Below are 23489 nucleotides of genomic sequence, written 5' to 3'. Positions count from 1 at the left end.
TTTTACTACCCGCAAAAAAAGCGCTAATCTCGAAATGAGATTAGCGCTTTTTTCTATTCCAAAACCAATTACTTATTATAATTCCCGTTAATCCGCCGCACGTATCAAGCAATGAATCTTGCCACATTGGTGTACGGTCCCCCGTATACCATTGGTGAATTTCATCAAATGTTGCATAACCCGCAACGAAAAGAATGGCATATATAAAACATCTTTTCCTCGAATGACCTGATCGATGAAAAGCGTAATAAATCAATGAACCTAGCATAAAGAACACCATAAAATGAGCACCTTTACGAAGGAAAAACTCAATAAATCCGCCTACACCTTTATTCGCAATACTAACAGGGGTTCCTCCACCATAATCGATAGATACCCATGAAAAATGCTCTTTTACAAATTCAACATTGACATATTGTTCAATATCTGAACGCATATCCTGCTTTTTATATGGTTGTGCCGAAGAATAGAAAATCAGCCCCATCCATAGTAATACAGGAATCCAAAATAACCATTTACGATTCATTATCCAGAATTCTCCTCTCTTAATCTTTTAAGGGTACCAAAAAAAAGAAAAAATTTCACGCCAAAACATGACATTCACGCCCTATTTATAAAGTGAAAGGAGGTGATACACATGGCAATTGAAACAATCGTAATGGATTTAACTTTACGTCTAGTATTAAACAACGGATTAGATAAGAATGGCAAAACAGTTTTCAAGAGCAAACAATTTAAACGTGTTAAAACAAATGCGAGCTTAGATCAAGTACACAACGTAGCTCATGCTCTCGCTTCCTTACAAGCATCACCACTTCATGCTGTACAACTTGTAAGCACATCAGATCTTTCTAAACTATAAAGTAAAACTTCAGATCAGTGGGGATTTTATTCATCCCCACTGATTATTAGCCGCAATTTAACCAGCAGACCCGAGTCCCGTAAATAGCGGGATAAATACAAAGGAGGGAATAACACATGCAAGTACTAGAGTTAATTTTCGCGAAAGAAGATGGAAAAACAGTCGTTTTTTCTATCGATACGCCCATCACACCAATCGATGCACAAGTCGTAAATCAAGTAATGGATACAATCCTTGCCTCATCTGTATTTTCATCCATTGATGAAAATACAAGAAAAAAGGGAGCTCGCCTTGTAGAAAAAAATGTATCTGAAATTCCAATTACTTTATAAAATGAAAAAGACGAATCTGCATCATTTTGCAGATTCGTCTTTTTTCTTCGGCATTTCAATCGGAATAAAAATCTTTGAAAAACCGACGCATACGTACTTATAATGTTCTTCACCTATATCAAACTCAGTCGTATATGTTGAGAAGAATATATAATCATTTCGCTTCGTATAATGATCAATTAATAACCCAACTTGTGGCTCAACATACTTTTTCGCTAACTTTTTACCGGCCGATGCCAAGTCGCCAAGAAGACCCTCTTCATTCTCTTTTTGAACTTCATCTAGCTTCTTACTCACATCATTTCGCTTCATAAACTGCTTCGCTGCCCATTCTGTATATTCTCCTTTACTCGGATTGCTGTTTGCTAAATATACTAGGAGAATGACAACTAAAGCCATAATAATATACTTTTTCTTCATACTATATCACCGCCTACTCTTTTCTATTTTCATATATATGTACAAGCGATGCAAATTAGAAAGACTATCACCTATTGATTGTAAACGAATAGCCAAAATTTACAATATGAAATAGAATATTAACAACCAATTTACTTAATTTATATATAATTATATTCAGAATGAAAATTATAAGGGAGGATATAGAATTATGGATAATGAAAACAACATTTTTATTTCTAGTTCTACAATGATGCTTGAACCATGTAAACACCCTTATTACCGTACAAAAATCATCGACAGTAGCGGAAACCATCTTTACTCCTGTCAGACTGCTCTCCAACTTATACAGAAATCTTGTCTAACAAATATTCATTCTACCTATCAAGGGAGACGTAATGCCGTAAAAACAAAATTTAAATTTAAACAAAACGTTCCAATTCCGATCAATCATAGAGAATATATTTGCGCTTTCCCAACAGAATCTCCTGCTTCTCCAAATTGTATTTGGCTTTTCTTCAAACATGTTCATACAATAGAGTTTTTCAAAAAAGCTAAACAAGCTAAAATTCATTTTTCAAACGGAGCTACCGTAACGATACAAATTAGTTCCCATAAGCTAAGTCAGCAATTATGGAAAGCTGGATATGTATTATCCCAAATGAACATGCAAGATTCATCACCTTAATAACAAATAGAATGGAAGGTAGTATTTCCTTAACTTCCATTCTATTTGCTATTTTTATCCTCTTACACTATCTCGCATTTTCTCGAGTGCTTGCCGATACATCCATCTTACTTGATAATATGTCATTTCCGTCTCTAAAGCGATTTCTCCCATCGTCTTTCCTACAAAAAAACGTTCAAAAATAATATACTTCTCCTTCTCATCTAACACACTCATAAAATCCTTCACTCTTATTTCAACATCTTCAAAATGAAAAATATCCTCATACTCACCTACACATACACATCTTTCTTGTACAGTAGATTCTTTCTTCAATCTTTCTAATATATAACCACGCACCGTTACAAGTGCATATGCAGGGAAATACCCTTTCTTTGCATCAAATCTTTCATACGCATGCCAAAGACCAATTAAACCACATTGATAATACTCTTCATAATCTTGGCGAATACCTAATTTCTTTATTTGATTTACAATCATTCCTTCATACAAAACAACTGCCTCTGTAAAAGTCGCTGGCTTCACACAGTACCCGTTTCTAAAAGGTATACCTTTCTAGTATTCCGCGGTACCTTCACAATATAAAAATAAAGAAAAGATTTCACTGTGAGTAATTTCAAATACTACCGATGGAATTTGAAATTACACTAGATAGTATTTGAAATTTTGTTGGTGGTATTTGAAGTAAGGGTAAAAATAAAAAAGGTGACTCTCTTGAAGAGTCACCTTTTCTATTTTATTTCCTTATTGGAACATACCTTGTAAAGCTCCCATTCCAAGAGTTAAAACAAAGAAAACAATAGTAATAATTGTTGCCTGCTTTTTAGTTAAACCTGCTGTAATTTGAAGACCTAGCCATGTAACTGCATATCCCCAGATTGTAAACACTTCAAATTTACTTACAATACCTTTTACAACACCACTACTTGAGGCGAAAATCGGTTCTAGGCCAGTGTACATTTCTTGACCCGTTCCACCTAAAATATATGCTAAAATCGTATTTATTAATAAACCAAGTAATGAAATAACACTTGAATATACAGTAATCGCTAATAATTTTTTATAAGAAGTATCATTGCTTATAAACACCATTAACACTTTATACACCACAGCACTAAGTAGAAAGACAAATGCCATACTAATAGCAATTACCCCAAATCCCATACCGTATGTCATTGCAGCTGAAACAGTAACACCTAATTCCTTATTAAGCTTAATTGCCTCAGGTGTTAGAGAATATACATAAGCAGCAAATCCCCCAACAAGCCCAGCTATTAAAACAAGTAGCCAAAATGCACCCCAAACTGCATTACTCGTCTTCATTCTCTCAAATTGCTCACCTGGAGAAGTAATCATTCCAAATAATGATGGCTTTTTTGAAACTACATCTTGCGTATTAATATTCGCTTCCATTATAACGCCTCCTTCTATTTATATAACCCGTTCTAACGGGCGGTTCACTTCCTCATGCAAGAGGCTACGAACCGCCCACTAGAACGGTAATGTGTAGTTCTACCACACTATTAATTATTCATAACGCAATGCTTCAATTGGATCTAATTTCGCAGCTTTGTTCGCTGGAATTAACCCGAAAATAATACCAAGTGTCATCGAGAACAGTACGCCTCCAACGACAACTTCCCATGAAACGAGTGGTGGCCATTTTGCGAATGTAGAAACGATATATGCTCCGCCGTACCCAAGACCAATTCCGATTAAACCACCTAGAAGTGTTAACATAACAGCTTCAATTAAAAACTGTAATAAAATTTTACTACGTGTTGCCCCGAGTGCTTTACGTACACCAATTTCACGTGTACGCTCCGTTACAGATACAAGCATGATGTTCATAACACCAATTCCACCAACGACTAATGAAATACCAGCAATACCACCGATGATCATTGTCATAATACCGGTCATCTTCGAAATACCTTCTTGAATTTCTTTTAAATTCATAACTTCATATTTACCAGTTGCATCAGTCGGTTTACGACTGTTTAAGACATCTGCAGCTTTTTTACCTGCTTTTTCTAGATTATCTACATTTTTTGCTTGAACAGAAATGTTTTGAATTTCATCTTTTCCATACAGTGTCGGCCATAATGAAATTGGAACTAGTGCTTCTGATGGTCCCATTCCCATAAACTCATTATCTGATTTGTAGACACCGATAATTTGCATCGGTTGACCTTTCATTTCAATAATTTTACCGACTGGATTGGCATCCTTAAACACCTTTTCTTCCATTTGTTTACTAATCATAACAACGTTATTACCTTGATCCACATCTGATTCTTGTAAAGAACGTCCCTTTAACAACTTTACTTTATTTACTGCAAAGTACTCGCTATCTAATCCAGTAATACTCACCATTTCTTTTTTATCTTCAATATCAAGTGGTTCCATGCTGGAATTTGTTGTTACCACATGTGCGATTTCTGGAATTTTTTTAATTTCAAAAATGTCTTCTTCAGTTATCTTCGGTGCTTCTACCATTCCCATACCGAAAGGATCGTTTATATCTGCACTATAATGAATCGGAACCGTTTGATTACCTGCCCCAACAAACTGCGATTTCAATGCAGCTTCCCCGCCTTGCCCAATTGCAACGACCGTAATAATTGAACCTACCCCGATAATAATACCGAGCATCGTAAGAGCTGAACGCAATTTATGAGCTAAAATAGAAGAGAGGGCAATTTTTATACTATCTAGTAAACTCATACCGCACACCTTCTATCTTCTGTAACTTTCCCGTCCCGCAGTACAATGCGGCGGGAAGAATACGCTGCTACTTCCTCTTCATGCGTAACCATAACAATCGTCGTGCCTTCTGCATTAAGCTTCGTGAAAATATCCATAACTTGTTCACCAGACTTCGTATCAAGTGCACCAGTCGGTTCATCGGCCATAATGAACGTTGGATTATTTGCAATCGCTCTTGCAATCGCTACACGCTGCTTCTGTCCACCTGATAACTCATTTGGTAAATGATGCACGCGATCTGCCAATCCAACTTTACCTAACGCCTCCAAAGCACGCTTGCGACGCTCCGCTTTCTTTACGCCACCATATACGAGCGGAAGCTCAACATTTTCCACTGCGGAAAGACGAGGCAGTAAATTAAAGTGCTGGAATACAAATCCAATATATTCATTACGAATTAAAGCAAGTTTTGACTCGTCTGCTGTTAAGATATTCACGTCATTCAGCATATATTCACCTTCTGTTGGACGATCTAAACAACCGATAATATTCATAAGCGTTGACTTACCAGAACCGGATGGCCCCATAATAGAAACGAACTCACCGCTCTGAATCGTTAAACTAATACCATGCAAAATCGGCACCGCCAATTTTCCTTGATAATACGTTTTAGCAATATTATTTAACGTAATCATTTCTCTTTCACTTCCATTCCGTCATACACATCGTCGGAAGGATTTTTAACCACCTTTTGCCCCACTGTTACGCCTTCTACAACCTCTGTCCAGTCTCCATCAGTAGAACCTTTTTTCACATTTTGTTTACGAAGCTTCCCTTTTTCCTCAACATAAACAAATGCATCCTCGCCTTTTTCTACAATGCTTTTACTTGGAACAGCAATCATCGTCTTATTCTCTAAGTTTACTTGCAGAGAAACGTGGTAACCTGGAGATAAACCGTCTTGACTATCAAGACTTGCTTTATATGTATATTGGGACATATTTTGAGTAGCCTCACCCATGCCGCCAGCTTGCGCCATCTCTGCGCTCGTTGGGAACTCACTTACCTCTGTAATCTTACCTGTCCACTTCTTCTTGCTATTTGCTTTTGCAGTTACAGTGAATGTTTGATCCTTTTGAATTTGTGACTTCTGAAGCTCAGTTAACGTACCTTGAACTTGGAATGGATCTTTAGAAGCTACTTGTAAAAACGATTTTCCTTGACCACCTAACGCTTGAGATGAACTTTGCGCCGCATCTTTATCTAACTTTTGAACAACACCAGCGAAATTACTATAAATCGTAAGCTCTTTCTGCTTCTTACTTAACTCTTCTTTCTGCAACTTCCCTTTTTCTTTCTCAAGATCAGTTGTCTTTTGAGCAATCTCTAATTCGTTTACTTGCTCGTCCATCGGATCTGTTACTTCTTTCCCAGCTCCGCTATCTTTCGCCTTCTTAATTTCTTTCTTGAGCGAATCAATCTTCTTTTTCCCTTGATCATAACGCATATCCGCCATCTTCTGATCAAGCTCAGCTTGCTTCATTTGAAGATTAATCTCTTCATTATCATAAGAGAATAACTTCGTACCTTTCTCTACCTCTTGCCCTTCTTTTACCTCAATATCTTTCACTTTCCCTTTGGCTGGATCTGCATAGAAGCTTTCAATATTACCAGGCTTCACCTGACCAGAAATTAACTTCGTATTATTCAGCTTACGCTCCGTTACCTTCTCAAAACTTACAGCATCAGCATTTGTTGATGCACCCTTCTTCTTCCCTTGCATAACAAAAATATTAATTGCTGCTACAATAACAATTAGTGCAATAACCCCAATAATAATCCATTTCTTCTTCTTGTTTGGAGTACGAACCGTATTTGGTAACATATTCTCGCTCCCTTTTATAACTTAATAGTTTAATATAAAAATTGTATAAAACTTTCTGAAAACAGATTACATATTATTACATTATTTTTACAAAGTTTTACACATCCATTTATATTGTAACAAAAATTCCAATGATTAGAAATATGACATTATATCTTTTAAGATAGATTTAAGGAAAGGAAAAAGAGCAATTTTAATTGAATGGAAGCCATTCTTTATTAACATACTTCTTGCCAAAATGAATCATTAAAATCATTTTCCTAATTGCACCATAGCTATTTTGTCATATATATTTGACATTTCATCTATTCAATTATAAAATGTCACATATAAATGACATTTCGGTACACGAGGTCTACAACCATCAATGGGAGGGTTATATTTGAATAACGTTAAACAATATCGAAAATCTGAAGGGCTATCGCAACTAGAGTTAGCTAAAAAAGTTAACGTGGCGAGACAGACAATAAATTTAATTGAAAACAAGAAATATAATCCCTCTTTAGCCTTATGTATCGAATTAGCAAAAGCACTAAAAACAGATTTAAATAGTCTATTTTGGGAGGGAGATTAAATGATGAAAATTGAATGGAAAGAAAGAGTTTATAATAGTTTTGTTGGAACACTAAGTGAGAGAGATGAATACCAAAAACAAGAAATCAATAAAGAGTTATCTGTAGCTGGAATTGGTTTGTGGTGGTTAAATATGTTGGTAATGCTTATTATGTTACTTGTTGATACTATGAATCACACAATATCTATAGGGACAATATTCATTTTTCTATCTAATATGATTTATGCTAATTACTTAGCCTTTAAATTCAAGAAAAAAGGTTTAAGTGATACTGAATGTGCAACAAAAGAAGAATATTTACAACACAAGAAAAAATTAAGAAAAGCTGGCTTAAAAGCAGGTGTGCTTTGGGGCTTTCAAATGTTTGTTTTTATGAATTATATCCTTCCCTATGTAGGTTCAGAGGAAATCTCTATTTCTTTATTTAAGGTTGTAATTTTCATCTGTGGCGGCGGATTTTTCGGTATAACCATGTATCTATTTGGTTTATGGAATCTAAAAAAATTATATTAATTAACAAAAATCATTTATATATTAAACTGCAATTTTTCATACTGTTTGTTTTTTCTAATATAAAAGCTATCCAATCACACACAATTGGATAGCTTTTCAAACAAAATATTACGCTACTTTAGGATCTTTTCTCTCATGTCCACGTTGAACAATAAATAAGAAGATTGTTGATAAAACCGCTCCTGTTAATAGTAAGATGAAACAACCATCCCAGCCAGAACGATCAACAATAACACCAATTGCTGCGTTAGCTACAAGACTTCCGCCTACATAACCGAATAAACCACACATACCAACTGTCGTACCTACTGCAAATTTCGGTACTAATTCCATCGCACTTAAACCGATTAAGAACTGTGGTACATAAATTAAACAACCGATAATAGAAACTGCAATACTTACAACAAGTACGCTAGTTGCTTGCCAATATATAAACGTACCAATAACAACCCCAACCATACTAATAATACATAATGGCATACGTTTTCCTTTAAATAATTTATCACTTAAAAAACCAACGATTAATGAACTTGGAATTGCCATACCTTCAAAGATTGCATATGCCGCATGCGCTTCTGCTTTTGAAAATCCTTTAACTGTCGTTAAATAAAGCGGAACCCAGTTAATAACACCGAAACGAATTAAATAAACAAAAGCATTCGCAATACATAAGAACCATACAAATTTATTTTTCACTACATACTTCATTAAAATTTCTTTTGGTGACATCTTGTTAGCATTATCTGCTTTTTCAAGATTTTCATAGTCATTACGATACTCATCAATTGGAGGAAGACCTTCAGATTCTGGTGTATCCTTCGCATTAATCCAAACAAGAACTGAAATTACCATTGCGATAATTGCAGGGAAAATAAACACGCCGCCTTGCCAATGGTTTTCACCAAAAATACCTACACCAATTCCGACAAGTGGTGGCACAAGCATTCCACCAACGTTATGTGAAATATTCCAAAGACCTGTTTTCGTACCACGTTCTTTCTTTGAGAACCATTTCGTCATAACAATACTACAAGGTGGTGCTCCCATACCTTGTACAATACCGTTAACAACAAGTAATGTAACAATCATCCCAAATGATGATGCAAAGCCAAAACAAATATTTACAAGCCCTGATAAGAATAAACCGACTGCGATAAAGCGCTGGGCGAAAGCTTTATCTGATAAATTCCCCATAAAGAACTTACTAAATCCATAAACGATTGCCATTACTGAACCTAGTAGACCAATTTCAGCTGTACTAAAACCATATTCTTGTACTAAGTACGTACTTGATAACGTAAAGTTACTACGAACTAAATAATAAGCAGCATATCCAACTGAAATCCCGATTAACACACGAATACGTAGTAATCGATATACACGGTCGATCATATCCGCTGGCAATCTTTCAATTGCAGGTGCTGGCTTGAGCCATTTAAACATATATTTTCGTCTCCTTTTCTCACTTCAGAGAGAGACGCTGTCTATTCCATATCTCGATTATCCCGCTATTTGATATATTTTGGTTCGTCCTTCTAACCGGCTGTCCTTCTATTTCTTTCTCATTCTTCGCAAACATCGTTGGTACGCCAAACGACACTTTTTCTAAAATGTGACCCGCTTCTTCTGATAAACAATAATCAATAAATAAATCCGCAATAATACCACTCGGTGCACGTTTTAGTTTAGAAATCGCATTAACGGATAACCCTGTTTGCTCAGGTTCGTTACTTAAAATAGGAAAGCCTTGTTTTTGAAGCATTCTCTGATCTCCCATAAAGTTGATGCCTATCATATATTCACCGCTCGCAACAAGTTCTGCTGGGATATAACCATTCACTGTTACTTCTCCAACTTGTTCTGCCAGATTCTTCACATATTCCTTCGCTTCCTCTTCACCTAACGTATCAATAAGTGATTGAAAAAACGTATATGCTGTACCTGAAACATTTGGATCGGGCATGACAATCTTTCCTTTATATACTGGATTCAATAAATCTTTCCATCTTAACGGATACGAGAGACCGAGCGGCGCTATTTCCTCGTTCCACCGCTCTTTATTAATCGCAATTGCTAGCTTCTCCACTTCATAACCGTACCAATAACCATCTTTATCTTTAACAGTCTTTGAAATACGATTTGCATGTTGGCTTATCACAGGAATAGAAAGATTTTTTTGCTTCATCATTTGATGCGCATCTACTGTACCGCCAATAATAATATCCGCCTTCGGATTTCCAGCTTCTTCTTCCACTCTACGAAGAAGTTCTTCTGTTGAAAGACGAATAAATTCATACGTACATCCGCGTGGCTTACAAAATGATGAAAGTAACGCTTCACCAACTTCCTCACGAGCCGCTACATACGCAACAATATGACGGTCATCCAAAATAGGGAGACCATTTTTACTATATTTAATAGAGGTTGTATCTCGAGAGCAACTAGACATCGCTCCTCCAATTACTAGCAAAAAGAAGAAAAAGGCTATCTTTCTCATGACGCATTCTCCTTTACGAATAACTCTGCTAGAGAGCCTTTCATATACATGACATTCCCGTTATTATCACCGAGATATTGCACCACAAAGTACGATGGATACACAGAAATCGTAAGAATATCTTCACGATTATTCTTTACACGCTTACCTGTTTTATAAGCTGTAATATAAGCAATCGGTTCATTCTGCGATTGTAATAACTTCTGAATTTCTCCGTAATCTGTAATTTGCTTTGCGTACCGAATAGAATCAAGTATGTGCGTAAGATTGATAGTACGTACCACATCACCTTGACGTACTACGACATCCTTTGCTGAAGCAAAGAAATCACTAATACGCTCTGGCGTGTAATACAGGCTTAATAAATACGTTTGAAGTGCTGAAATCATCGGATCCATGCCATTCTTTCCGTATACATTTTCCCCATACTGGAACAAGTCACCTACTGCAAAAGTACGCTTATGTCCATTCAAGTACGTTACTTCTCCAGTAAATACTTGTTCTTGGCTCTTAACGTCCCCCGACTCTATTCGAATTCGGTCAAAGAATGAAACAATCGTATGCAAACGAACTTCATCCGTTACAACAATTTCTCCCCACTTTTCATGTCTTACTTTCACTTCAATTGGAAGAGATTCATTCACCCTTTGTAAAACGGCTTGTTTATCATTTACAATGTTGATTCGATTATAGATTTGCTTCTCCATAACATAAAACAAAACAAGAGAAACAATCATACAAATGACAAACATAAGAATTTGAAATGATAGCCTTTTCATTTCTGCCTACCTCCAAGATAAAAAAACGTTGTTTCGAAAATACCGCATAATTGTTTCATAAATGTATCATTTAACCGCTTTCAAGTTTTTTATGTCTTCCATCCTTCTCGGAAGCAAAAATGTAATGAATATTGTAGTACCTATTTCTTCACTACTCTCAATACGCATGCTTCCGCCCTGCTTATTCATAATCTCCTGACAAATATATAAACCATAACCATTCCCGTAACTAGAAGGAAGTGCCTTTCCTTTCGGAGACTCATTCCACTCTGCAAGCACCACTTCATCTATACCGATCCCATCATCATGAACAAAAACCTTCGCCTCATGCTCATTTATAATTACATTCATACGAATGTGCGAAGCATCACTATACTTAATTGCATTATCAAGCACATTTAAGAAAATTTGCTTCGTCTTATCAAAATCCGCAACAACATGTACATCCTTTAACTCATTTATCACTTCAATTTCAAACTGATTTAGACGAGGTTTCACAATTGAAACTGCTTCTTCTGCCAATTCCTTTATGTTCACAACTGTAGGAGACACTTCAAACGTACTCGTCCCATATTTCGAAGACTTAAGCAGTTCCTCTACAAGTGATAATAAACGCTCACTTTCCACCGCCACATAACGAAGACTTTCCTGTACATCTTCTTTCGATTGTAACTTTGGAATTAAATCAACATAACCGATAATTGCCGTTAGCGGTGTTTTTAGCTCATGCGTAATGCGGTCTAGGAAATCCTTCTGCTTCTCTTTCTCCTCCTGCAATTGCTTAATATGCAGCTCAATTCCATCAGCCATCGCGTTAAAAGATGCTGAAAGCTGAGCGATTTCCACGTACTCATTTAACTCAATCTTACTCTTATAATCACCATTCGCAAGCCGCTGTGCCATTTGTCTCAACTGATCAATTGGTTTATGAAGAGACTTCGCCAAACGAATCGCAAAGAAAATACCGGTTGCTACCAGGCAAAGAGATGTCATTAAGAACGTCCAGCTCACATTCGTTAAAACTTCCTTCTCACCCGTTAACTCATTTATAAAACGAATACTTCCAATGACATCGTTTCCATAATAAACCGGGCTTGAAAACAAAAGAATAGGAGCTGGATCCGCCTCCTCAAAAACGTAAGACTTCTTTCCCTTCAAGGAACTCTCAATGTCGATGTTACGGTGAAGCAATGCTCCTTTTTGTGTATCTGCAACAACATCGCCATTCTTCCCGATCATCTGCACACGGACATCCATACGCTTTGCTAAATACGACGCAATTAAAAGTGAATTAGGACCAAGCGTATCCACTTCTGCTTCCTTCTCTAAATAATTCATCGTATAAATTTGTGCTTCTACACTTAACTTTTCTAAAGAATCTGCTGCGTTATGATACATATTCTTTTCTAACGTAATATAAACAACTGCATATAAAAGAACAAAAATCGGAATTAACAGCCCAACTATTCCAAACACCATATTTCGCTTTAAAGACATACCATCACCACTCAACAATCCAGTTTATAGCCAACGCCATAAATTGTCTTAATATATTCTCCGCTCGTACCAAGCTTCTTTCGAAGTCTCTGCACCATAATATCAACTGCTCTCGTATTTCCGATATACTCAAACCCCCATACTTTCTCAAGTAACTCATCCCTCATAAACACACGCTGCGGATTTGAAACAAATAACTGACATAAATTAAACTCTCGGTACGTTAACTGAATCTCTTGTCCACTCACATGTACCTTTCTTTCCTTAGGACAAATCACTATCTCTCCAGCCTCAATTACTTCATGACTTACAGCGGTCTCCGTCTTCTTTACACGCCGCGCCATATTCTTAACCCGAAGAATAAGCTCCGCATAATTAAACGGCTTCGTCACATAATCATCAGCACCAAGCTGCAAGCCAAGCAACTTATCATTCATCTGACTCTTTGCCGTTAACATAAGCACCGGAATATCCCTATCCCTCTCACGGAACAAACGAAGCAACTCATACCCATCCGTATCCGGAAGCATAACATCCAAAATCAATACATCCGGCCCTTCATTCCATCGCTCTAAAGCTTCTCTCCCATCAGCCGCTGCCAATACTTCATAACCTTCCATCTCCAACTGCATCCGAATCAAATTACGAATACTCGATTCATCATCAACCACAAGTATTTTCATCATTCTCCTCCTTCCATCATGTATTATAGTACAGTTTAGTATAGCAAAAATCGTACAAAAAAAGAGAGGGTATTGTCGAACATATTTTGTCGACGATACCCTCTCCCCTTTTATTATTTAGCTACAAAATAATCCGTTACATATTGTGCCCAAACTTCATGACCTTTAGCAGTTGGGAAACCAAACTCTTCTTTTAAGTATGGTAAAATAGCCTTTGTCGATGCATCCGGCCATGCTCCCCAATGATCAATATATGTATAATTATTTTGCGTCGCAAATTGTTTTAATGCTTCGATCGCTTTCGGATAATTTTTCGCACCATACACTGGATTTGATGGTTGAATCATAATCGTAGCACCCTTTGCACTAGTAGAAAGTGCTTGAACAAACTTCTGTGTACTCGCAACAGAGTTCCCATTACCAGTTTTACCGTTATCAGTAATAAATGGTGGTTCAAATAAAATCACATCTGGATTCTCTTTCGCGATCTCTTTATCACGCTTATTCACGATTAACTCTTCTGTGCTTTCACCCTTATATTCCTTTACAGCCACATTCCATAAACCTTTACCGTAAGCAGCTTCTAAATTAGCCGTTAACTTAGCTGCCCAAGCACCTTTTTCAGATGAAGAACCTTCATCACCAACAATAACAAGATTTACTGCCTTTTTATCCTCCGCAGCTTTCTTTAACTTCTCTTTCACTGCATCTGGCAAATTCTTCGCATATGCTTCATTAAAAGATGACTTCGTATCTTGTTTTTTCTCTTCTTTTTTCTCTTCCTTTTTCTCTTCTTTCTTCGCTCCGCTATCTTTCACTTCAGCCTTTGTTTTCGTTACTTCACTCGTTTGTCCCGTTGCATTTGCAACTTTCTTATTCCAGTACAATTTACCGCTCACAATCGAAGCAACAAACAATACAAAAATAACAAGGACAAGTATCGCTTTCTTATTCATCGATTCACCTCATCTATTAATCTCACAATATATAATACTAATATAAATTCACGCAAAAATAAACCCAACTCCTTCCAAAGGAGTTGGGTTATTACATACTACTTAGTCACTTCAAGATGCGCTCTTAATTTATTCGTTAAATCTTGTTTTGCAGCATCTGGAACGTAGTAATACCAAATACCATCAGCAGCTTTGTGGCCGTCACCTGGGATTTGAATATCTTCACTATTCTGCAGACAATCTTTATAATTCTTTTGCATATCAAACATTTGATCTTGCGTTAAGTTTGTCTTCACATTCTTTTGAATTGCTGTTAACACATCACCATAACTTGTTAAAGAAGAGAAAGTTGCGCCTTTCTTAATAACAGCTTGCATCACTTGGCGTTGACGCATTTGACGACCGAAGTCGCCTCGTGGGTCCTCTTTGCGCATGCGTGTATATGCTAGAGCTTGGTCACCCGTTAAGTGAATATTCCCTTTCTGGAAGTGTTTCCCTTCCAGGGAGAATTCTAAATCATTATTAACATCGACCCCGCCTACTGCATCTACAATATCTTTAAATCCTTCCATGTTTACTTCAATATAGTAATTGATTGGAACATTTAAGAATTTTTCTACTGTCGCTACAGACATGTCTACGCCACCAAATGCATACGCATGATTAATTTTATCACTTTTACCTTTTCCAACAATTTCTGTATATGTATCACGAGGAATACTTACTGTTTTCATTGAATTGTTTTTAGGGTTTAATGTAATGACCATTAAAGAATCTGAACGTCCTTTATCTCCACCACGCTCATCTGCACCTAATAGTAAAATTGAAACAGGTTCAGATTTATTGATTTTTTCTTCTTGTTTATTACCTTGATCACGTTTTAATGGTTTATGAACTTCATCTAATGTTTTTGAAACAGAAGAATATATATTATAAGCGTAAGCTCCTCCACCTATAATTAATACTCCTATGATTCCTAATATCCAAAATAAGATTTTCTTTTTCATGCTTTTAACCTTCTTTCTTCAGGTACCGCTATCAAATTATTATGACTACAAAATATAAAATACATTATACATGTAATTCAATTTTTAAGCCAAACTATATTAATAACTCAATGAAAGTTTTAGCACCTATAACCTATTCTCAGTTACTAACTTTCTGATATCCAGTCTTATTTTCAGACTGCCATCTCCAAGAATCTGCACACATTTCTTCTAATCCGCGTTTTGCCTCCCAGCCTAATTCACGCTTTGCTTTCGATGCATCAGCAAAACATACTGCCACATCACCTGGGCGACGTTCTGTAATTTTATAAGGGACTTTCTTGCCCGAAACTTTTTCAAACGCTTCAACCATCTCTAATACACTATAGCCCATGCCTGTGCCCAGGTTATAAGCATCTACTCCTGTTGTACTCAGTACTTTCTCAAGCGCCTTTACGTGACCATTTGCTAAGTCCACAACATGGATGTAATCACGGACTCCTGTTCCATCTCTCGTTGGATAGTCATTTCCGAATACACTTAATTCTTTTAACTTACCTACTGCTACTTGCGTTACATATGGCATTAAGTTATTTGGGATTCCATTTGGATCTTCTCCGATACGCCCACTTTCGTGTGCACCAAATGGATTGAAATAGCGAAGTAATGCGATACTCCATTCTGCATCTGCAAATGCCACATCACGCATAATTTGCTCAATCATTAATTTCGTTTGACCATATGGATTTGTTGCACTTAATGGAAACTCCTCCGTAATCGGTGACGTTTCCGGGATACCATATACAGTTGCAGATGAACTAAAGATTATCTTCTTTACATTATGTTTCTGCATTACTTCACATAGCACTAACGTGCTTGTAATGTTGTTATGATAATATGTTAATGGAATTGCTACTGACTCCCCTACAGCTTTAAATCCTGCAAAGTGAATAACTGCTTCAATTGCATTTTCTTCAAAAATTGCGTCAAGCGCTTCGCGATTTAAAACATCTTCTTTATAAAACTTAAATTGTTTTCCTGTTATTTCTTTCACTCGATTTATAGATTCTACCGAGCTATTCGAAAGATTATCCACTACTATAATTTCGTAACCGCTATTTAGTAATTCTACACATGTATGACTACCAATATATCCTGCTCCACCTGTTACAAGTATTCTCATAATTAAACCTCCATTGCTATAATTTATTAAAAAAAGCAGAAATTATTTAATTTACAACCTCCTCTTTAAACTATTTTTTATGTAGACACAAAATAATTTGTTACATATTATGCCTAAATATCATATCTTTTCTCACTAGGGAAGCTAAATTCTTCTTTGATGGATGAATTATAATCGTATTACCTTCTGCATTTTCTAGGTATTAGCTACAGAATTATCATTTCCCTTATTATAGGTAATAAATAGTACCTATAATAAAATCAAATTAGATATTCAGGCATCTTTCTCAGAAAAAAAACTTGATCACCAACAATAACAGGATTCATTACCTTTTTATCTTGTTTTTTTCTCTTTTTACTATCTTCTTTCCTCCACCATCTTCTGCTTCAATGCGTTGTCTTTTTTAATTCACTCATTTTTCCCGTTGCATTAGCGAGTTTCTTATCTCAATATAATTTATCGTTCACAATTGAAGTGACAAACAACATAAAAACAAATAAGGCAAGTACTACTTTCTTATTCATTAATTCGACTTATCTATTTATCTCACAATATAAGCCTACAAAAAAACAACTCCTTCCAAAGGAATTGTTTTTTTCACTTATTTAAGTCAAGATGTGTTCGTAATTTATTTGTTAAATTTTGTTTCGCTAAATCTGAAACATAATAGTAGATACTATCAGATGCTTTATGACCATCACCTGGGATTTGAATATCTTCACTTTTTTTCAAGCAATCTTTATGATTCTTTTGCATACTAAGTATTTTAATCTTGCATTAAGTTTATTTTCACATTTTGTTGAATTGCTATAAGCATCTCTACATAATGAGCTAACGAAGATAAGTTTGCATAACTTGACATTGACGCATTTGATGACCAAAGTCACCATGTGGCTCTTCTCTATGCATGCATAAGCTAAAGCTTAATCATCAGTTAAGTGAATATTCCTTTTTTAAAACACTTTTCTTCCAAGGAAAACTCTAAGACATTATTAATATCTACTACAGCTACAATATCTCTAAATCCCTCCATATTCACTTCGATACAATAATTGCTAGGGATATTTAAGAGTTTTTCTACAGTTGCTATCGACATATCTAGGCCACCAACAAATAAGGTAATACCAAGTATCCAAAACAAAACTTTTTTCTTATACCAGCTAGTGCAAAATTCAAAGAAAAAAACAATAATTACATTCTACATGAAACTGTATAAACAAAAGCATATGCAGTTTTCTCTCCTATACCCCAAATCCCAAATAACACTGACGTATAGAGTATGAAGATTCCAAATTAAAATAGGGTTTTTATTGCATAGAAATAAAAACCCTATTTTACCAAACTAAACTAATATAGAAAAATTCCCTCATACTTATTCAACTATCATTAACCGTTATACATATTCTAGATTTTAGGACATGCTATATTTTAAATTATTAATCGTCTCTCTTCCAATGGAATCATAAATAACATTATCCTTTTTGATAATATCTAATTCATAACAATTCCTTCCATCTATAATTATTGGATTTTTCATTAAATCCCCATACTTAGATATTTCAAAATCTTTTATTTCTTCCCATTCAGTAAAAATAAAACATATATCTGCTCCTAATAATGCATCTTCAATAGTTGCACAATATGTTATTTCATTAGGGTACATTTCCTTAAACCTATCAAAAGCAACCGGATCCCAAACCCTCACATTCGCTCCAGCGTCTAACATAATAGGTATATTAACTAAAGATGGTGCCTCTCTTAAATCGTCTGTCCCTGGTTTAAAGGTTAAACCTAAAACAGCAATTGTTACATCGTTTAAACTTTCAAAGTATTTACGTGATTTTTTGATTAATTTTATTTTTTGATTCTCATTAACATCTATAGCTGCTTTAATCGTTTTTAATTCATAGTCATGGAAATTAGCTAACCAATGTAACGCTTTAGTATCTTTTGGGAAACAGGAACCACCATAACCTATACCTGAATTCAAAAATTTATTCCCTATTCTACTATCATATCCCATGCCTTTAGCTACATCATCAATATCAGCACCGACAATTTCACATAGGTTAGCAATTTCATTAATATATGAAATCTTAAGCGCAAGGAAATCATTAGATGCATACTTAATCATTTCTGCACTTCGTCTTCTCGTTACCAATATAGGTGCACCAAAATCTTTATATACTTCTTTTAAAATATCCGCTACACTTTCTTCTTCTGCCCCGATAATAATTCTTGAAGAATGTAATGTATCCCTAACTGCCGAACCTTGTGATAAAAACTCTGGATTTGATGCAACATGTATAACCACATCATTCATAAGATTATTTTTGATAATGTATTCTAACCGTTCATTAGTACCAATAGGAACTGTTGATTTCACCACTACAATACAATCTTTTTCAACACTTTCTGCAATTTGAACCGCTACCGAATAAAGATACTGTAAATCAGCTGAACCATCTGCTTTCTCAGGGGTCCCCACACCTATAAAAATAACATCAGCATCTTTATAAGCCTTTTTATAATTTGTAGTAAATTTAATTTTATCCATATTTTTAACCATTAACTCTTCAAGCCCTGGCTCATAAATTGGAGATTTTCCAGATTTTAAGAGTTGTATTTTGTCTTCATTCATATCTACACAAGAAACGAAATGTCCATGTTCTGCAAGACACACACCAGTTACTAATCCAACATATCCAGTTCCAGCTACAGCTATTTTCATTATTATCTTCCTTATCTATCAATAATTTTTGCACTAATCTACTAAAATAGTAAAATTATCCTTAAAATTTCTTTTAAGATCCTAAAAAATAAGTTTTACTACTATATTTTAACTGCTTATAATTACTATAAATAGTATTAATTTAACACTATAGAGTATATTTTATCTATCGTAAAAATTCTTAATTATTTCTCCGCTTTTCGTTTTGGTATTACACCCTTTAACATCATTGCTTGACTCATTAAATATGTAGATTCTCTTGTTTTTGCAAAAAACAATGGGGCCACAATTGTAGTAATGATTTGGGCAATTAAAGTTGCTACAGCAGAACCTACTACACCAAAGTAATTTATAAAGATGTAATTAAGTACAAAATTCACAAACATACCTATTAAAAAATAATATTTTGTATACTTGTTAACTCCTTCACTTACTATCCAAATATTTCGAGCAGTTCCTAACAAAGAAAAAACACTCGCCCATATTAAAATCGCAAGTGGAATAGCTGCTTCAATATATTGTTGTCCGTATAATGTTTGTATTATCAAATTAGAGCATACTGTAATAAATAAAGATACTAGTAACCCTAACCAGAAAATAAATGCATACAATTGCTTTAATTTCTCTTGGTATTCTACTATAGATATTTGTTTCATTTTTAATATAATTGGTCTAGCAGAGTTAATCACAGCTAATGGAACAAAATACCACAAAGTCGCTATGTTTGATGCAACAGAATATATCCCAACACTTTCTTGTCCAATCAAATTTCCCAACATAATTCTATCCATCTGAGTAAAGAGAGTTACTAAAAGACCTGATAAAATAAAATGATAGCCATTCAAAAACAGCTCTTTTGAATAATATTTGGAAAAAGAGAAGTTAATGGGATTTTTTTTAAAATAGACTACTAATAAAATCACACCTAGAATCATAGCTTCAATTGAACTTGATAAGGCAAAAAGTTGTAATGAAGCATTTGAAATTAGTAAATACACTTTCCAAATGCTAACAATAAACCTCGTGACTGACTTTGCTATTACCACATACATGGACATTAATCTCGATTGAAACCAATAATCAATTGTATCAAGGGAATTAAATATTAAAGCTAATGATTGTAATGTTATAACAGCAATAACTAGTTTTTCATCATAATGAGTTATTGAAACTATCAAACAAATCACTAATATAGATATTATCGAGGTAACAAATCTAATTATTATAGCGGAAAAGAGAATTATATTATTTTTCCTTGGATAATCAACAAAATACTTAATGATTACATTTTCTAACCCTAAGCTACATATTACAGAAAAAAAAGCGATAAATGAGGCGCCATAATTTAATATTCCATAATTTGAAGGCCCTAAATATCTAGCTGTCCAGATTCCTACAACTAAACCTAAAATTAATTGAAAAATTTTCTCTAATATTAACCAAATTGTATTACTGGTGAATTTATTAACTTTAAACTTTTTTACATTATTCATTTTAAGTAAGCCTTTTATTTTTATTATTTATAAATATTTTATAAATAGTTTTAAAGTTGTATTTTAATACTCCTTTTAAAGTATTAAAAGAATAACGTTTAAGGGTAATCATATTTTTTAATTCTTCCTTAGCCAAATCATTTAGTCCATTTAATAAATATAAAGTTAATAATTTTTTAGAGAATGCATATTCTACATTTAACATTTTATTTACATTGTTCAACTTATAGTAATATTTTCTACTAAATACCCGTGCATTACATTCTCCTTTAATATTATTTAAACCTATACCACTAATTTTCCCATCATTATATTCATAATATTTAACTAATGGTTGATCAACTCTAAAAACATTATATCCTGCAGCTAAAATTTTCAATAATAATATTGTATCTTGCTTAGAAGGTGTATTCTCAAAATACCCCACATCTTCTAATACGTGTTTCGGACAAAGCCATAATGAAGTTCCAGCGATACATCCCAACATGTTTTCATATAAGGGATTTCCTTGCAAATCATTATTGTAGTACTGTTTATGCGCACCTTTTGCATTTACTGCTTCACAATAACAATATATTAGTCCTACATTTTCATTTTTATGTCGATTATATAATTCAACTTGTTCTGAAATTTTGTTAGGTAATATCTCATCGTCATCATCTAAAAAAGAAATCAGAATTCCCGTTGCCTCCCTGATTCCCGTATTTCTAGCGCCTGCTCCACCCTTATTTTCTTCATGTTCTATATATCTAACCCCGTACTTTTCAATATATGGACTGACTAAAGATTTGGTCTTGGCTCTAAATTCCGAACCATCTCCATTATCATCCACAACTATTATTTCTATATTTTTATAATCTTGGTTAATACAACTCTCCACAGCTCTTACAATTTTATCCGCCCTTTTGTAAGTTGGAATTACTATACTTACCTTAGCATTATTCAATGCTTTCACCTCAATGTATTAGAATTTTATTATGTTATACTTAACTAATTTATTCTTTATAATTGGCTTTATATATATAATTAAACCTTTTGGGAGCGAAATAAATTTTAAGAAACCAAAATCACAATTTATATAGGCTGATATACTTTTTATTTCTAAACACCCTGCAATATAATATGAAACTGCTTTATATTTACTTTTTAAATCTCTTGCGTTTTCAATTCTTTGCTCTAAAAAATACATATATCCTTTAGGATTTTTCTTATGAATTGACTGTATATTTTTCGAATATCCGTCATCTAAATATTCACAGAAATACAAGACTTTATTTAATAATTTCATCTCATACTTCTGGCTTATCTGATCATAGACAACAGCTTCCGTAATAAATTTTTCTCCTTCAAAAACAGGAAACAAATGCTTTTTTAAAATATCTGTTTTAAATACCAACATTGCGTCACCTTTAAATTTATACTTCTCATAGAGATTAAAGATAGACGATCTTTCAATATTATTCGGCATCTCTGTACCTACTACTTCACTAAAGGTGTTTCCTTTTAAAGCAATTATACCAGCTAATTTTCTATCACTTTCAATCTTATCCCAAGTATCATAAATCAATTGTACTGCATTATCTGACAAGTAATCGTCTGAATCTACACAAACAAATATCTTTGTTGTACACATTAATACACCAGTATTATGTGCCACTTGTTTACCACTATTTTTTTGTTTAGAATAAATTATTTTGATTTTCTTTTCCTTAATAAAAGAATTAACTATTTGTTCAGTATTATCGATAGAACCATCATCTACAATAAGCCAAACAAAATTTTTATTAGATTGCCGACATAAACTCTCATAGCATCGCTGTATAAGATATCCTCTATTATATGTAGGTGTAAAAATTGTTAGGTTCTCCATCTTTCATCCCTTCTAAAGCCATATTCATGTAATATATAAAAAATCTCAATTAGACACCTTATTATTACTTAAGCTATCCTTCTTCCCTTTTATAACTGCCATAATACAAATCAAAAGCCAAAATACAGGATCATAAATAAAAGTTTTTGACACTAACAACTTAAATGAATTACTTAAAACAACTATAAATATTATTAATTGTTTTTTATTTTTTACAACCATAAAACAAGTAACTATTTCATATACTAAAAAGACAACTATTAAACCACCCAGAAGAATACCATAGGTTGAAAATATGTCTAAAAATATATTATGTGGGAAGACTCCATATGTCGATTGAAATTTACCTATTCCAATACCAAAGACATTCTCCTCTATCGTATGTATACCATATCCATAAATGAAATCACGATTATCAAAGACGCCTGAAATTTTATCTACTGATAAAACACTTTTTAAACTATTAATGAAATAACTATTTGCAGTAAAACTAATATTTTCAAGAATCTTTATTAATCCATTTAATAAGCCAACAAAATTTAATGCTAAAACCGAAAGTATTATTAACATTGAAACCCTTTTTAACCAACTATTTGTCAATTGATAAAAACAGATTATTAGAAGAGCTGCTATTATAATAAAAGCTCCCTTAGGACCATTAATAAAAGCTATTCCTAGCAAGGGAATTAAACATATTAATTTAAAAAACTTTTTATTTATAATTGCGTCACCTAAAATAAAGCTTAAACCAAATACACAATAATATCCCCATGTCATGTAATCATGTATAATGCTGACTTTTCCCATAAATAATGCAGACATATATATCAACGTTATAGCATAGGAATGCCA

General features: G+C 34.1%; 25 protein-coding genes and 1 pseudogene. 5 read left to right on the top strand and 21 right to left on the bottom strand.

The features are described 5' to 3' along the window. Nucleotides 1-40 precede the first annotated feature (40 nt). The gene (locus tag DN403_RS04830; RefSeq protein ID WP_001080704.1) at nt 41-526 is read right to left on the bottom strand and encodes a VanZ family protein; all 486 of its coding nucleotides are present in this window, start codon (nt 524-526) and stop codon (nt 41-43) included. A gap of 111 nt (nt 527-637) precedes the next feature. Here DN403_RS04830 and DN403_RS04825 point away from each other — a divergent pair, with 111 nt between their 5' ends. After that, a complete protein-coding gene (locus DN403_RS04825) occupies nt 638-862 on the top strand; it encodes a DUF1659 domain-containing protein (protein ID WP_000963861.1) in 225 nt (74 codons plus the stop codon). 116 nt (nt 863-978) lie between these two features. Next, the gene (locus DN403_RS04820) at nt 979-1194 is read left to right on the top strand and encodes a DUF2922 domain-containing protein (RefSeq protein WP_001197592.1); all 216 of its coding nucleotides are present in this window, start codon (nt 979-981) and stop codon (nt 1192-1194) included. 21 nt (nt 1195-1215) lie between these two features. Here the strand turns inward: DN403_RS04820 and DN403_RS04815 are convergent, their stop codons facing one another. After that, nucleotides 1216-1614 (bottom strand): DUF4359 domain-containing protein, encoded by a 399-nt coding sequence (locus tag DN403_RS04815; protein ID WP_000731400.1) that lies wholly within the window; start codon nt 1612-1614, stop codon nt 1216-1218. A gap of 190 nt (nt 1615-1804) precedes the next feature. Here DN403_RS04815 and DN403_RS04810 point away from each other — a divergent pair, with 190 nt between their 5' ends. Continuing rightward, nucleotides 1805-2281 carry a competence protein ComK gene (locus tag DN403_RS04810; RefSeq protein WP_000368310.1) on the top strand — a complete coding sequence of 159 codons (477 nt, stop codon included), beginning with the start codon at nt 1805-1807 and terminating at the stop codon, nt 2279-2281. A gap of 54 nt (nt 2282-2335) precedes the next feature. Here the strand turns inward: DN403_RS04810 and DN403_RS04805 are convergent, their stop codons facing one another. The 5 genes from DN403_RS04805 to DN403_RS04785 form a co-directional block, all read right to left on the bottom strand. Beyond that, complete coding sequence (locus DN403_RS04805) at nt 2336-2806, bottom strand: sigma-70 family RNA polymerase sigma factor (protein ID WP_000801295.1); 471 nt, start codon at nt 2804-2806, stop codon at nt 2336-2338. Nucleotides 2807-3025: 219 nt separating this feature from the next. Then, nucleotides 3026-3694, bottom strand: a complete 669-nt coding sequence (gene yknW, locus DN403_RS04800) for a YknW family membrane protein (protein ID WP_063676156.1) — start codon at nt 3692-3694, stop codon at nt 3026-3028. Between the two features lie 114 nt (nt 3695-3808). Further along, nucleotides 3809-5008, bottom strand: a complete 1200-nt coding sequence (locus tag DN403_RS04795) for an ABC transporter permease (RefSeq protein ID WP_000054346.1) — start codon at nt 5006-5008, stop codon at nt 3809-3811. Beyond that, nucleotides 5005-5685, bottom strand: a complete 681-nt coding sequence (locus tag DN403_RS04790; protein WP_000631624.1) for an ABC transporter ATP-binding protein — start codon at nt 5683-5685, stop codon at nt 5005-5007. Before DN403_RS04790 ends, DN403_RS04795 begins: the two co-directional genes overlap by 4 nt. Further along, on the bottom strand, nt 5682-6875 hold the full coding sequence (locus DN403_RS04785; protein ID WP_149185321.1) for an efflux RND transporter periplasmic adaptor subunit: 1194 nt from the start codon (nt 6873-6875) through the stop codon (nt 5682-5684). Before DN403_RS04785 ends, DN403_RS04790 begins: the two co-directional genes overlap by 4 nt. A 382-nt stretch (nt 6876-7257) precedes the next feature. On the opposite strand from DN403_RS04785, the gene DN403_RS04780 reads away from it, so the two are divergent. Both DN403_RS04780 and DN403_RS04775 read left to right on the top strand, forming a co-directional pair. Next, nucleotides 7258-7449 (top strand): helix-turn-helix transcriptional regulator, encoded by a 192-nt coding sequence (locus DN403_RS04780; RefSeq protein WP_001067014.1) that lies wholly within the window; start codon nt 7258-7260, stop codon nt 7447-7449. After that, nucleotides 7450-7962: a DUF3278 domain-containing protein gene (locus tag DN403_RS04775; protein ID WP_000975590.1), complete on the top strand. Its 513-nt coding sequence runs from the start codon at nt 7450-7452 to the stop codon at nt 7960-7962. 108 nt (nt 7963-8070) lie between these two features. Here DN403_RS04775 and pgtP read toward each other — a convergent pair whose 3' ends face one another. The 14 genes and pseudogenes from pgtP to DN403_RS04705 all read right to left on the bottom strand — a co-directional run bounded on the left by pgtP (nt 8071) and on the right by DN403_RS04705 (nt 23459). Beyond that, a complete protein-coding gene (pgtP, locus tag DN403_RS04770; RefSeq protein WP_000477603.1) occupies nt 8071-9405 on the bottom strand; it encodes an MFS transporter in 1335 nt (444 codons plus the stop codon). Nucleotides 9406-9424: 19 nt separating this feature from the next. Beyond that, complete coding sequence (locus DN403_RS04765) at nt 9425-10459, bottom strand: ABC transporter substrate-binding protein (RefSeq protein WP_001225641.1); 1035 nt, start codon at nt 10457-10459, stop codon at nt 9425-9427. Next, nucleotides 10456-11238: a DUF3919 family protein gene (locus DN403_RS04760; RefSeq protein ID WP_149185320.1), complete on the bottom strand. Its 783-nt coding sequence runs from the start codon at nt 11236-11238 to the stop codon at nt 10456-10458. Before DN403_RS04760 ends, DN403_RS04765 begins: the two co-directional genes overlap by 4 nt. 66 nt (nt 11239-11304) lie before the next feature. Next, nucleotides 11305-12735 carry a HAMP domain-containing sensor histidine kinase gene (locus DN403_RS04755; protein ID WP_149185319.1) on the bottom strand — a complete coding sequence of 477 codons (1431 nt, stop codon included), beginning with the start codon at nt 12733-12735 and terminating at the stop codon, nt 11305-11307. A gap of 11 nt (nt 12736-12746) precedes the next feature. Next, nucleotides 12747-13418 (bottom strand): response regulator transcription factor, encoded by a 672-nt coding sequence (locus tag DN403_RS04750; protein ID WP_000699556.1) that lies wholly within the window; start codon nt 13416-13418, stop codon nt 12747-12749. 113 nt (nt 13419-13531) lie between these two features. Beyond that, entirely contained in the window at nt 13532-14374 is an 843-nt protein-coding gene (locus DN403_RS04745) for an SGNH/GDSL hydrolase family protein (protein ID WP_042596735.1), read from the bottom strand. A gap of 98 nt (nt 14375-14472) precedes the next feature. After that, nucleotides 14473-15381 (bottom strand): polyisoprenyl-teichoic acid--peptidoglycan teichoic acid transferase TagU, encoded by a 909-nt coding sequence (gene tagU / locus DN403_RS04740; protein ID WP_000727054.1) that lies wholly within the window; start codon nt 15379-15381, stop codon nt 14473-14475. A gap of 139 nt (nt 15382-15520) precedes the next feature. Next, entirely contained in the window at nt 15521-16543 is a 1023-nt protein-coding gene (gene galE / locus DN403_RS04735; protein WP_042596736.1) for a UDP-glucose 4-epimerase GalE, read from the bottom strand. Between the two features lie 597 nt (nt 16544-17140). Further along, nucleotides 17141-17651, bottom strand: a pseudogene (locus DN403_RS04730) (LCP family glycopolymer transferase); the annotation flags it as partial. 303 nt (nt 17652-17954) lie between these two features. After that, on the bottom strand, nt 17955-19274 hold the full coding sequence (locus tag DN403_RS04725) for a UDP-glucose dehydrogenase family protein (protein ID WP_042596738.1): 1320 nt from the start codon (nt 19272-19274) through the stop codon (nt 17955-17957). Nucleotides 19275-19459: 185 nt separating this feature from the next. Continuing rightward, on the bottom strand, nt 19460-20767 hold the full coding sequence (locus DN403_RS04720; RefSeq protein ID WP_044798200.1) for a flippase: 1308 nt from the start codon (nt 20765-20767) through the stop codon (nt 19460-19462). Between the two features lies 1 nt (nt 20768). Beyond that, nucleotides 20769-21722, bottom strand: a complete 954-nt coding sequence (locus DN403_RS04715) for a glycosyltransferase family 2 protein (RefSeq protein ID WP_223697992.1) — start codon at nt 21720-21722, stop codon at nt 20769-20771. Nucleotides 21723-21731: 9 nt separating this feature from the next. After that, complete coding sequence (locus DN403_RS04710; RefSeq protein WP_042596743.1) at nt 21732-22637, bottom strand: glycosyltransferase family 2 protein; 906 nt, start codon at nt 22635-22637, stop codon at nt 21732-21734. A 45-nt stretch (nt 22638-22682) separates the two neighbouring features. Continuing rightward, the gene (locus DN403_RS04705; RefSeq protein WP_223285820.1) at nt 22683-23459 is read right to left on the bottom strand and encodes an O-antigen ligase family protein; all 777 of its coding nucleotides are present in this window, start codon (nt 23457-23459) and stop codon (nt 22683-22685) included. Nucleotides 23460-23489 lie beyond the last annotated feature (30 nt).

The sequence above is a fragment of the Bacillus sp. AY2-1 genome, assembly GCF_008368965.1.
Lineage (GTDB): Bacteria > Bacillota > Bacilli > Bacillales > Bacillaceae_G > Bacillus_A > Bacillus_A thuringiensis_S.
Note: the sequence above shows the minus strand (reverse complement) of the source record. Positions and strands in the feature narration are given on the sequence as shown.